Raw genomic sequence first — 12,016 nt, 5'->3', positions numbered from 1 at the left:
CTCACCTGCCACCGCACGGAGCGGTTCTCATCTCGGTGAGGTTGTTCCGGCACCCGGGGAGGGTGCAGGTGCGGCAGGGGAAGCCGGATTTCGTCCGGACCGCCCACGCCGTGTAATGTTCTCTCCGCGCCCCGATAGCTCAGTCGGTAGAGCATCTCCATGGTAAGGAGAAGGTCAAGGGTTCGATTCCCTTTCGGGGCTCTGTGACACGACGCGGGTCCGCCACCCGAGACAACGGGTGGACGGTCTCGCGCTGAGTCACGCGCGGCGGGGTAGCTCAGCTGGTCAGAGCGCACGACTCATAATCGTGAGGTCGCGGGTTCGAGCCCCGCCCTCGCTACCAACCACACGGCAACACACGGTTCGACGGCCGGCGTCGAACCACCCAGATCCTTGACGCACGTTGCGCCTTCCGGGGGCGCGAGAGGTGACACACCATGGCTTCCAAGAGCGCGGACGTCCGCCCGAAGATCACGCTCGCCTGCGTGGACTGCAAGGAGCGGAACTACATCACCAAGAAGAACCGTCGCAACAACCCGGACCGCCTGGAGATGGCGAAGTTCTGCCCGCGTTGCGGCAAGCACACCGCTCACCGCGAGACCCGCTGACGCGGTCTCGTCGCGAGACTCCACACCGACGTGGCGAACACCCAGCCCGACACCGCCTTCGCAGGCCGTGAGTACCCGGCCACCGAGCCGTACCAGGTAGGGCGCGAGAAGATCCGCGAGTTCGCCGACGCCGTCGGCGCCCAGCACCCCGCGCACCACGACACCGTGGCGGCGCGGGGTCTCGGCTATCCGGACCTCGTCGCGCCGCCCACCTTCGCGGTGGTGGTCGCCCAGCGCGCCGAGTCGCAGTACGTCGCGGACCCTGCTGCCGGGATCGACTTCGCACGCGTCGTGCACGCGGACGAGAAGTTCGAGCACCACCGCCCGATCGTCGCCGGCGACGAGCTGGTGACGGTCCTGCACGTCGACTCCGTCACGCAGCGGGCGAGCATCTCCATGGTCACCACCCGGTGCGAGATCTTCGCCACCGGGGCCGACGACGCCGCTCCGGGCGAGCACGTCGCCACGGTCACGTCCAGCCTGGTCGTCCGCGGGGAGGACTCCTGATGACCACGCAGCGCCCCGAGCTGGCCGAGCTGGCGGTGGGTGACGTCGTCGCCACCCGCACCCTCGAGCTCGACCGCGCCACCCTGGTCCGCTACGCCGGCGCCAGCGGCGACTTCAACGCGATCCACTGGGACGAGGGCTTCGCGACCGACGTCGGGCTCCCCGGGGTGATCGCCCACGGCATGTGCACGATGGGCTCCGTCATCGGCGTGGTCACCGACTGGGTCGGCGATCCGGGTGCGGTCGTCCGGTACGGCACACGATTCACCAAGCCGGTGCCCGTCCCCGCCCGCGGGAGCGCCGTCGTCGACGTCGTCGCGACGATCGGTGCGCTCGACCCCGAGGCCGGCACGGCACGGGTCGATCTCACCGTCACCCACGAGGACGTCAAGGTCCTCGGTCGGGCCCAGGCCGTCGTGCGACTCGCCTGACGACACCCTGCCAGGCTTCATCGGCCCCGCTCTGCTCTGCTCCGCACGCCCCCACGGCCCTCGCCGTGGGGGCGTGCTACGTTGACCGGGATCCCACGGGAGCCTCACGCAGGGGCTGAGATCGGGCTGACGCGGCCCGGACCGTCGAACCTGACCGGGTCATGCCGGCGTAGGAAGATGGAGTACCACATGTCGCACGACGCACCGTCGCGCGCGCTCGCCTTCGAGCGCGACATCGAGACCGGGATCGTCGTCCCGGTCACCGAGATCACCCTGGCCGACGCCCCTGACGGGTCGGCCAACCCACCGGTGCGGATCTACCGCACCGACGGCCCGGGCGGCGATCCCACGCAGGGGATCCCGGGCCTGCGCACGGCATGGATCGCCGGGCGCGACGACACCGAGGAGTACACGGGGCGGGAGCGCGACCTGGCCGACGACGGCCGGGGAGCCCGACGGCGGGGAGCCGCGTCCGCCGAGTGGCAGGGCGAGCGGCGCACGCCGCGTCGCGCGCTGCCCGGGCGCAAGGTCACGCAGATGCACTACGCCCGCCGGGGGGAGATCACCCCGGAGATGCGGTTCGTCGCGATCCGCGAAGGGGTCGACGTCGAGCTGGTGCGCTCGGAGGTCGCGGCGGGCCGCGCGATCATCCCCAACAACGTGAACCACCCCGAGTCCGAGCCGATGATCATCGGGCGCGCGTTCACCGTGAAGGTCAACGCCAACATCGGCAACTCCGCGGTGCACTCGACGATCGCGGAGGAGGTCGAGAAGCTGCAGTGGGCCACGAAGTGGGGTGCCGACACCGTCATGGACCTGTCCACCGGCGACGACATCCACACCACCCGGGAGTGGCTGCTGCGCAACGCGCCGGTCCCGATCGGCACGGTGCCGATCTACCAGGCCCTCGAGAAGGTCGACGGTGACGCGTCGCGCCTCACCTGGGAGATCTACCGCGACACGGTCATCGAGCAGTGCGAGCAGGGCGTCGACTACATGACGGTCCACGCCGGCGTGCTGCTGCGGTACGTCCCGCTGACGGCGAACCGGGTGACCGGCATCGTGTCGCGGGGTGGGTCGATCATGGCCGGCTGGTGCCTGGCGCATCACCAGGAGAACTTCCTGTACACGCACTACGACGAGCTCTGCGAGATCTTCGCGCGGTACGACGTGGCGTTCTCGCTCGGGGACGGGTTGCGTCCCGGGTCGATCGCGGACGCCAACGACGCCGCCCAGTTCGCCGAGCTCGACACCTTGGCCGAGCTGACCAAGAGAGCCTGGGAGCACGACGTCCAGGTGATGGTCGAGGGCCCGGGCCACGTCCCGCTGCACCTGGTGCGCGAGAACGTCGAACGGCAGCAGGAGCTCTGCGACGGCGCCCCCTTCTACACGCTGGGGCCGCTGGTGACGGACATCGCACCGGGTTACGACCACATCACCTCGGCCATCGGCGCCACGGAGATCGCCCGGTACGGCACGGCGATGCTCTGCTACGTCACGCCCAAGGAGCACCTGGGCCTGCCGAACCGCGACGACGTGCGCACCGGCGTCGTCACCTACAAGATCGCGGCGCACGCGGCCGACGTCGCCAAGGGGCACCCGGGTGCCACCGAGCGGGACGACGCGCTGAGCAAGGCGCGGTTCGAGTTCCGCTGGCGGGACCAGTTCAACCTCTCGCTGGACCCGGAGCTGGCCGAGGAGTACCACGACGAGACGTTGCCCGCCGAGGCGGCGAAGACGGCGCACTTCTGCTCGATGTGCGGGCCGAAGTTCTGCTCGATGCGCATCTCGCAGGACATCCGCGACGAGTTCGGCGACGCCGAGGCCCAGCGTGAGCGGGTCGCGGGGGCGGAGGCGGAGATGGCCGCGGGGATGGCGGCCAAGTCCGCAGAGTTCCGGGCCGCCGGGGGAGAGGTCTACCTGCCGACCCCGACGATGCCCACCCCCGCCGAGGTGGTACCCGACCCGGCGAGGTAGTACCGCTCTCCCCGAGGTAGTTGCCCGCCTGTCGAGGTAGCAGGCCGGTGGCCGAGGTAGTGCCTGACGGCGTCAGGTAGCGCCGGGCGGGAGCGTCGAAGCGGGGTGTCGGGTCCCGTGCACGGTCGTCAGTCCCGAAGTGGAGGGCGCCCTGCGCCCGTGAACGCGACCGTGCACGGGACCCGACACCCCGCGGCACCGCCAGCCCCACGCGGTCTCAGATAGTGGCTCGTCTGGACCTGGGACTTAGGTGAGACTAAGTTAGGCGAGCCTGACCAACTCATCCCCTTCGGCGAGGAGCCCCCGGACGTGCCCACCACTCCGCCCGACGCGACGCTGACCTGCACCGACGCTCTCCTGAACAGCAGCACGGCGAGCTCCTACGCCCGCTCGGTCGGCCGGGTCGTCGACGACGTCGCCGCCCGCCTCGCCGCCGTCGAGCAGCCCTGGAGCGGCGCGAGCCGCACCGAGCTGGCCGCCCTCGTGGAGGGCGTCGACCTCGACGCACCCATCGGCACCGACAGCGCCTTGCGTGAGACCGCGGACCTGTACGCCACCCACGCGGTGTGGTTCCACGACCCTGCGTACGCGGCGCACCTCAACTGCCCCGTGGCGATCCCGGCCGTCGGTGCCGAGGCGATGCTCGCCGCGATCAACACCTCGGTGGACACCTACGACCAGTCCACCGTGGCGACGCTCATGGAGCGCCGGCTCGTCGGGTGGACCACCGAGCGCATCGGCTTCACCGGCGGCGACGGCGTGTTCACCTCGGGGGGGACGCAGTCGAACCTCCACGCCCTCCTGGCTGCCCGGGAGAGTGCGCTGACCGGGCCGGAAAGCACGCGCCTGCGGGGTGTCGCGCGGCACGGGCTGCAGGACCGGCTGCGCATCCTGACGACCTCCAGCAGCCACTTCTCGGTCGCGAAGTCCGCCATGATCCTGGGGCTGTCGGACGACGCGGTGGTCACGGTGGGTGCGGACGCCGACGGCCGCATGGACCCTGGTGCGCTCGCGGAGGCGCTCGCGACGACGGCGCGGGTCGGCGACGTCGTCATGGCGGTGGTCGCCACGGCGGGCACCACGGACCGTGGCTGCATCGACCCGATCGCGACGATCGCGGACCTGTGCGACGCGACCGACGCGTGGCTGCACGTCGACGCGGCCTACGGCGGCGGTCTGCTCGTCTCGGCGGCTCGTCGTCACTGCCTCGACGGCATCGAGCGCGCCCGCTCGGTGACGGTCGACTTCCACAAGACGTTCTTCCAGCCGGTGTCCGCCAGCGCGGTGCTGGTGCGCGATCCGGCCGACCTGGCGCGGACCGCCTGGCACGCCGACTACCTCAACCCGGTCCCGGAGGCGGGCGCGGCCGACGTCGAGATCAACCAGGTCGACAGGTCGCTGCAGACCACGCGCCGGTTCGACGCGCTCAAGCTGTGGGCGACGCTGCGGGCGGTGGGTGCCGACGGGATCGGCGAGATGGTCGACGCCGTCTGCGACCTGGCTGCCGCGGTGCACGCGGACCTGAGGGACGACCCGGAGCTCCACCTGGTGGGGCGCACCGACCTGTCCACGGTGTTGTTCCGCTACCAGCCCGCCGGGGTCACGGACGCCCAGGCGGACGCCCTGGTGGCGCGGGTGCGGCGGGTGCTGTTCGACTCGGGGCGTGCGAGCGTGGCCAGGACGGTCGTGGAGGGGCGTCCCTGCCTCAAGCTCACCCTGCTCAACCCGGAGGTCACGCTCGACGACGTCCGCCACGTGCTGGGACTGGTGCGCGGCGCGGCGCACGGCATCCTCGCCGGTCAGGCGCTCGCCGACGACCACGTGCCCCCGTGCCGGGACGTGCACCCGCACCTGGACCGCTACGACACCACGGAGGCGGCACGATGAGCACCTACGACGTGGTCGGCATCGGCATCGGCCCGTTCAACCTGGGGCTCGCCGCGCTCGCCGACCCGTTGGCGGACGTCGACGCGGTGTTCCTGGACCAGGCGGACGAGTTCCGCTGGCATCCCGGCATGATGCTCGAGGGCGCGACCATCCAGGTGCCCTTCCTCGCGGACCTGGTCACGATGGCGGACCCCACCTCGCCGTTCTCGTTCCTGGCGTTCCTCAAGGCGACGGGGCGGCTGTACCCGTTCTACGTCCGCGAGTCGTTCTACCCGCTCCGTGCCGAGTACGACCAGTACTGCCGCTGGGTGGCCGCGCGGCTCGACTCGTTGCGCTGGGGCCGCCGCGTCGTCGCCGTGGAGCACGACGCGAGCGCGGACGAGTACGTGGTGACGGCGGAGGTCGCCGGGGACGACGGCGGCATCCGCCGGGAGCGGTACCAGGCCCGCCACGTGGTGCTCGGCGTGGGCACGACGCCCCGGCTGCCGCCTCCGCTGGCCGGTCTGGCGGAGTCCGCCGGGCGCACGCCGGGTGCCGGACCGGTGATCCACACGGCCGACTACCTGCCGCACCGCGACGCTCTGCGGGCCAGCGGCGCGGTGACGGTCGTGGGGTCGGGGCAGTCCGCCGCGGAGGTGTACCGCGACCTGCTGGAGGACGCGGGCGCCTTCCGGCTGGACTGGGTGACGCGTTCGCCGCGGTTCTTCCCCATGGAGTACACCAAGCTGACCCTCGAGATGACCTCGCCGGAGTACACGGACCACTTCCACGGGCTCGCGCCGGAGCTGCGCGACCTGGTCGGCCGCGAGCAGCGCAACCTCTACAAGGGGATCAGCGGCGACCTGATCGACGACATCTACGACACGCTCTACCGCCGCACCGCGCTGGGGCGGGAGGTCCCCACCACGCTGCTCAGCGACACGGAGGTCGTCGCCGCGCGCACGGAGCCCGCCGACGACGGCGGTCTGGAGCACGTGCTGACGTTGCGGCACGCGCAGCTCGGCCGCACCGTGGAGCACCGGACCCGGGCGGTCGTCGCCGCCACCGGCTACGGCGCGGGCGTGCCGGAGCTCCTCGAGCCGGTCCGCGACCGGCTCCTGCTGGACGACCGCGGCCGCTTCGACGTCACGCGCGACTACGCGGTGAGCACCGACGGGCGCATCCACACCCTCAACGGCGAGGAGCACACGCACGGTGTCACCGCGCCGGACCTCGGGTTCGGTCCGTGGCGCAACTCGGTGGTCCTCGCGAAGGTCACGGGTCGCGAGCCGTACCCGGTGGAGCGGCGCATCGCCTTCCAGCAGTTCGGTCTGCCCGGCGGGTTGCCCGACGGCGGCACCCCGGCCGCGTCGTCGGCACCGGCGGCGGAGGCGACCCGATGAGCGCGACGACTGCCACCGCCGTCGTGCCCGCGGCGGACCGCACGGTGTTCTCGGCCGCGACGCGGCTCGGGGAGCTGACGTTCACCGCCGTGTCGCCGGTCCGTGACGCCGCGACGGTGCAGGCGTGGCTGGCCCACCCGGCGTCGTCGGCGTGGGCGATGGCCGACCTGGACGTGGACGGGGTGCGTGGCTACCTGGCCGCGGTCGCCGCCGACGACGCGCAGGACGGCTGGATCGGCCGGCTCGACGATGAGCCGGTCGTGTACACCGAGACGTACGACCCGGCCCGCGTGCTGCTCACCCAGGTGCACGCCGCGGAGCCGGGCGACGTCGGCATGCACCTGCTGGTCGCGCCGCCGCCGGACGACCCGGCCCGCCGACGGCCGGGCCTGACGGACGCCGTGATGGGCGCCGTCGTGCGCTTCTGCCTCGCGGACGTGGCCGTGGGCGGGCGCGGAGGAGCGCGCGTCGTCGTCGAGCCCGACGTCACCAACGCGAAGATCGCCGCGAAGAACGCCGCCGCAGGCTTCCGGGTGCTGCGCGAGGTGCGGGTCAGCGACGCCGGCCACACGAAGACAGCCGCGCTGAGCGTGTGCACGCGGGCCGACTTCGCGGCGTCCCCGCTCGGGGACGGCGTCACGTTCGCCGGGCACCTGCGCAGCGACCTCGCCGACGTCGCCCACCGGCACCTGGCCGCCAAGGCGCTCGCGGAGCTCGCGCACGAGCGGTTGTTCACCCCGGCCCTGGACGGCCGGGACGGCCGTGGCGGCACCGGTGCGTACCGGCTCGACCTCGAGGACGCGAGCTACGCGTTCGCGGCCCGCACGTTCGCGCTCGAGCACTGGGTGGTGGACCCCGCATCGATCACCCGGACCGCCCCGGACGGGTCCGTGCTGCCGGTGGACGTGCTCGACCTGATCGCCGGGCTGCAGCCGCTGCTGCGGGTCCCGGACGCGCTGCTCGCCACGTACCTGGAGGAGCTGTCGAGCACGCTCGCCGCGGCGATCGCCAAGCGGGACCGGGAGCTGACCGGTGCCACGCCGGACGTCGCGCGCCTCGTCGCGGATCTCACGCTGCCGGCCGCCGACGCCGCGGCCGAGAACCGTCGGGCCGCGGAGGCCTACCAGGCCGTCGAGGGCGCGATGAGCGAGGGCCATCCGGGCTTCCTCGCGAACAACGGGCGCATCGGCTTCTCCCTGGAGGACTACGCGGCCTACGCGCCCGAGCGGGGCGGCCGGCTGCGGCTGCAGTGGGTCGCCGCGCGCCGTGAGCACACGCACCTGGCGCTCGGAGCGGGCCAGCGCGAGGACGCGCTGTACGGCGCGGAGCTCTCCGGCGCCGAGCGCACTGCCTTCGAGGACCGCCTCACCGCCCGCGGGCTGGACCCGGCCGAGTACCTCTACCTGCCCGTGCACCCGTGGCAGGCGCAGCACCGGCTGCCGATCACCTTCGCCGCCGACGTGGCGCGCGGCGACCTCGTGCCGCTCGGGCCGGGCGCCGACGAGTACACGCCGCAGCAGTCCATCCGCACGATGTTCAACCGCACCCGGCCGGAGCGCCACTACGTCAAGGTGGCGCTCGCGATCCAGAACATGGGGTTCCTGCGGGGCCTGAGCCCGGGCTACATGCGGGCGACGCCGGCGATCAACGACTGGGTCGCCGGGCTGGTGGCGCAGGACGCGACGCTCGCGGGCGCCGGGTTCGGCGTCCTGCGCGAGCTGGCGGCGATCGGGTACACCGGCGACGTCTACCACCGCACGCCGCAGCCGAACGCCCACCGCAAGATGCTCGCCGCGCTGTGGCGCGAGTCGCCGCTGCCCCGGACCGCTCCGGGCGAGCGGCTGGCCACGATGGCGAGCCTGCTGCACCGGGACGCGGCCGGGTCGGCGCTGGCCACCGCGCTGGTCCGGGCGTCCGGCATCGGCGCCGAGGCCTGGGTCCGCGCCTACCTGGACGCCTACCTGTACCCGCTGGTGCACTGCCTGCGCGCCCACGACCTGGCGTTCATGCCGCACGGGGAGAACCTCGTGCTCGTGCTGCGCGACGGCGTCGTGCGGGGTGCGTTCATGAAGGACATCGGCGAGGAGGTCGCCGTGCTCTCCGACCGCCTCTCGTCCGCGATGCCCGGCGACGTCGCCCGGATCGTCACGCCCGTGGACGACGCCGAGAAGGCGCTCGCCATCTTCACCGACGTGTTCGACGGCGTGCTGCGCCATCTCGCGGGCATCCTCGCGGTCGACGGCGTGCTCGCCGAGGACCGTTTCTGGGCGCTCGTGGGCGAGTGCATCGACCGGCACCACGCCGAGCACCCGGACCTCGAGTCCGGGGTGGACCTGCGGGCCGACCGGTTCGCGCACTCGTGCCTGAACCGGCTGCAGCTGCGCAACACGCTGCAGATGGTGGACCTGGCCGACCAGTCGAGCTCGCTGATCTATGCCGGCACGCTGGCGAACCCGGTGGCGCGCGGATGAGGTTCGAGACCTTCCGTGATGCCTGGGGCGTGCCGCACGTGCGGGCCGGCACGGAGCCGGACCTCGCCTACGGGCAGGGGTACGTGACGGCGCGCGACCGGGGCTGGCAGCTGGAGTCCGACCGCTGGCGCGCCGAGGGCCGCCTGGCCGCGCGGATCGGACCCGGCGGTCTGGCATGGGACCGGTTCGCCGTGCGGGTCCGGCTCGTCGACACCGCCCGGCGGGTCCACGCCGCGCTCGCGGCCCCGGAGCGGGCCTGGCTCGCGGCCTACACGGCGGGCGTGAACGCCGGCCTGGCCGAGGGCGGCCGCGACGTGCCCGAGCTCGACGTGCTGGCCGGTGCCGTCCCGGGGGAGCTGCCGCCGCACACCCCCTGGCCGGACTGGATGCCGATCGGGGTGTTCCTGACCAACCACGTCCTGTTCAGCGGCTGGCCGCACCTGCTGTGGCGCGAGCACGTTGCCCAGACGCTCGGCCCGGACCACGTGCTCCTGGGCGAGGCGGACGGCGACGGGTCCGGCGCGTCGGCCGGCTCCAACGCCTGGGCGCTCGCGGGCGGACGGACGGCGAGCGGCATCCCGCTGCTGGCCGGCGACCCGCACCGGCTGCTCGAGCTGCCGGGTGTGTACCAGCAGGTCCGCCTCGCCTGCGACGAGTACGACGTGGTGGGGCTGGCGTTCCCGGGCGTCCCCGGTATCCAGCACTTCGGGCAGGCGACGGTGCCCGACGGCGGCGCGCCGGACGGTCCGTCCCGCTCGGTGGCGTGGGGCATCACCAACGCGATGGCCCATCACGTCGAGCTGTTCACGGAGACGGCGGACACGTTGCACGGCTCCGCGGGAGACGGCGTGTCCGGTCGCGAGATCGTCCCGGTGCGTGGCGCCGAGGACGTCGAGGTCGCCTGGACCGAGACGCCGCGCGGGCCGCTGGTCACCGACCGGCACAGCCTGCGCTGGCCCGCCCGCACCGAGGCGGACCTCGGCGTCGCGTCGTGGCGTCGACTGCTGCGTGCGCGGAGCGCCCGCGACGTGGCGGCAGCGTTCGCCGGCTGGGTCGACCCGGTCAACCGTGTGCTCACGGCCGACACGGGCGGCACGGTGCTCAGCCTCACCGCGGGCCGGGCCCCGGACCGCTCGCCGGCCGAGCGCGTCCTTCCGCACGCCGTCGGCCCCGGCTGGTCGGCTCCGCCGTGGCGGTCGATGCCGGCCCCCGTCGAGGTGCGCGACCTCGCCGTCGACGCGAACGACCGCCCGGTCCCCGCTGGTCGCGTGCCCGGCCTCGGGCACACGTACGCCCCGCACCGTGCCGGGCGGATCGCTGCGCTGCTCGCCACGGCTCCGGACGACGGCGAGCGGCCCGACGGCCAGTCGCGGGTCTTCGGCGACGTGTCCGACGGCGGTGCGGCGGCCCTGGTCGGTCTGCTCGACGGGGTGCGGGGGCCCGGCGTCGGCCCGGCCGCGGCACGCCTGCGCGACTGGGCGGGGGCCGGCGCACGGATGGAGGCCGGCTCGCGGGACGCGGCGTCGTTCGTGCGCTGGCGGGACGCGCTGGCCCGTCGGGTGGCCGCGCACCCCGCGCTGGCTCCGGTCCACGCGCCGACCGGGCTGCCGGCGTTGTTCGATCCCTGGTGCGACGTGACCGCGCGGGTGGCGGGCGCCCTGGAGCCGCTCCTGCGTGCGGGCGTGACGTGGGACCCGCCGCTGGACCCGGCCGCCGTGGCCGGGGCCGCGCTGGCGGAGGTGACCGGGCGGACCGGTGGACCTGTCCCGGCCGAGGCTGTGCCGAGCGTCCCGGCGACCTGGGGAGAGCTGCACCCGGTCGTGCCGCTGCACACCCTGGCCGAGGTGACGGGGCTCGACCCGGTCGCCGTCCCGCAGGTCCCGGACGCGCTGCGGGCACCCGTCGGCGGGGCCGCCGACACCGTGTGCTGCACCGGCTCCGTGCCGGGCGTCTCGACCGTGTCCTGGCGAGGTTCCGTGGCGCGCTGGGTATGGGACCTCGCGGACCGTCGGCGCAGCCGGTGGGGCGTGCCGTTCGGGGCGAGCGGCGACCCGAGGTCGCCGCACCTCGCGGACCAGCACCCCGAGTGGGCGGCGGCGGGCACGCACGAGATCGAGACGGACTGGGCGCGGCTGCGCCCCGAGACCTGGGAGACGCCATGACGGCACGGCTGCACGACGGGGCGCCCGGCGAGGAGGTCTGGTGCGCGGGGACGTCGGGGCTGCGCGTGACGATGCTCGACCCGGCCGCCGACGTCGAGGTGCTGCACGACTGGGTGACACGGCCGCACGCCGGGTTCTTCGGCCTGGGGCGGCTGACGCGCGAGGAGCTGCGCGAGACGTACGAGTTCGTGGGCTCGCTGCCCACGCACCACGCCTACCTGGTGCGCGACGGTGAGGTCCCGGTGGCGCTCGCGCAGCTCTACCATCCCGAGGACGACCCGGTCGCGGCGGCGTACGACGTCCGGCCCGGCGACGTCGGTGCCCACTTCTTCCGCGGCAGCGAGGCGGTGGCCTGGGAGGTGCTCGGGCCGACGCTGGTCGGGTTCGCGTTCTCGCGGCCCGACGTCGAGCGGATCGTGGTGGAGCCCGACGTGCGCCACCGTGCGGCGATCGCGCGGACGGCGGCGATGGGGTTCGAGCTCGCCGGTGCGGTGCGCTTCGAGTCCCCGCACGGCCCGAAGGACGCGATGCTGGCGTTCCTGACCCGAGAGCGCGCGCTCGCCGAGGTAGTGCCGCGCTCGCCGAGGTAGT

At 73.6% G+C, this 12,016-nt stretch carries 9 protein-coding genes, 2 tRNA genes and 1 riboswitch; all 11 genes read left to right on the top strand.

What is annotated here, in order from left to right; all coding sequences use genetic code 11:
- Positions 1 to 128: 128 nt before the first annotated feature.
- A tRNA-Thr gene (locus ACWAT2_RS07060) sits at positions 129 to 201 on the top strand.
- A 65-nt stretch (positions 202 to 266) separates the two neighbouring features.
- A tRNA-Met gene (locus ACWAT2_RS07055) sits at positions 267 to 343 on the top strand.
- A gap of 94 nt (positions 344 to 437) precedes the next feature.
- A complete protein-coding gene (gene rpmG / locus ACWAT2_RS07050; protein WP_106267369.1) occupies positions 438 to 608 on the top strand; it encodes a 50S ribosomal protein L33 in 171 nt (56 codons plus the stop codon).
- Between the two features lie 30 nt (positions 609 to 638).
- Positions 639 to 1,115 carry an FAS1-like dehydratase domain-containing protein gene (locus tag ACWAT2_RS07045; RefSeq protein ID WP_402372578.1) on the top strand — a complete coding sequence of 159 codons (477 nt, stop codon included), beginning with the start codon at positions 639 to 641 and terminating at the stop codon, positions 1,113 to 1,115.
- A complete protein-coding gene (locus ACWAT2_RS07040; protein ID WP_402372577.1) occupies positions 1,115 to 1,546 on the top strand; it encodes a MaoC family dehydratase in 432 nt (143 codons plus the stop codon). The genes ACWAT2_RS07045 and ACWAT2_RS07040 overlap by 1 nt, the downstream gene beginning before the upstream one ends.
- Positions 1,547 to 1,633: 87 nt before the next feature.
- A riboswitch (TPP riboswitch) is annotated at positions 1,634 to 1,739 on the top strand.
- A complete protein-coding gene (thiC, locus tag ACWAT2_RS07035) occupies positions 1,736 to 3,523 on the top strand; it encodes a phosphomethylpyrimidine synthase ThiC (protein ID WP_402372575.1) in 1,788 nt (595 codons plus the stop codon). Its footprint overlaps the riboswitch before it by 4 nt.
- A 309-nt stretch (positions 3,524 to 3,832) precedes the next feature.
- The gene (locus ACWAT2_RS07030; RefSeq protein WP_402372572.1) at positions 3,833 to 5,410 is read left to right on the top strand and encodes a pyridoxal phosphate-dependent decarboxylase family protein; all 1,578 of its coding nucleotides are present in this window, start codon (positions 3,833 to 3,835) and stop codon (positions 5,408 to 5,410) included.
- Positions 5,407 to 6,792, top strand: a complete 1,386-nt coding sequence (locus tag ACWAT2_RS07025; protein WP_402372570.1) for a lysine N(6)-hydroxylase/L-ornithine N(5)-oxygenase family protein — start codon at positions 5,407 to 5,409, stop codon at positions 6,790 to 6,792. Before ACWAT2_RS07030 ends, ACWAT2_RS07025 begins: the two co-directional genes overlap by 4 nt.
- A complete protein-coding gene (locus tag ACWAT2_RS07020; protein ID WP_402372568.1) occupies positions 6,789 to 9,263 on the top strand; it encodes a GNAT family N-acetyltransferase in 2,475 nt (824 codons plus the stop codon). Before ACWAT2_RS07025 ends, ACWAT2_RS07020 begins: the two co-directional genes overlap by 4 nt.
- Positions 9,260 to 11,425 carry a penicillin acylase family protein gene (locus ACWAT2_RS07015; RefSeq protein ID WP_402372566.1) on the top strand — a complete coding sequence of 722 codons (2,166 nt, stop codon included), beginning with the start codon at positions 9,260 to 9,262 and terminating at the stop codon, positions 11,423 to 11,425. Before ACWAT2_RS07020 ends, ACWAT2_RS07015 begins: the two co-directional genes overlap by 4 nt.
- Entirely contained in the window at positions 11,422 to 12,015 is a 594-nt protein-coding gene (locus ACWAT2_RS07010; protein WP_402372563.1) for a GNAT family N-acetyltransferase, read from the top strand. Before ACWAT2_RS07015 ends, ACWAT2_RS07010 begins: the two co-directional genes overlap by 4 nt.
- Position 12,016: the final 1 nt, after the last annotated feature.

The organism is Isoptericola sp. GX10416, assembly GCF_056590155.1.
The sequence above is the reverse complement of the archived record's forward strand: the minus strand, read 5'-3'. Positions and strand labels throughout refer to the sequence as shown.

Bases quoted from the DNA above. Each gene is read 5' to 3' on its own strand.
- rpmG (WP_106267369.1), top strand. From the start codon at position 438: ATGGCTTCCAAGAGCGCGGACGTCCGCCCGAAGATCACGCTCGCCTGC.
- ACWAT2_RS07040 (WP_402372577.1), top strand. From the start codon at position 1,115: ATGACCACGCAGCGCCCCGAGCTGGCCGAGCTGGCGGTGGGTGACGTC.
- thiC (WP_402372575.1), top strand. From the start codon at position 1,736: ATGTCGCACGACGCACCGTCGCGCGCGCTCGCCTTCGAGCGCGACATC.
- ACWAT2_RS07025 (WP_402372570.1), top strand. From the start codon at position 5,407: ATGAGCACCTACGACGTGGTCGGCATCGGCATCGGCCCGTTCAACCTG.
- ACWAT2_RS07020 (WP_402372568.1), top strand. From the start codon at position 6,789: ATGAGCGCGACGACTGCCACCGCCGTCGTGCCCGCGGCGGACCGCACG.
- ACWAT2_RS07015 (WP_402372566.1), top strand. From the start codon at position 9,260: ATGAGGTTCGAGACCTTCCGTGATGCCTGGGGCGTGCCGCACGTGCGG.
- ACWAT2_RS07010 (WP_402372563.1), top strand. From the start codon at position 11,422: ATGACGGCACGGCTGCACGACGGGGCGCCCGGCGAGGAGGTCTGGTGC.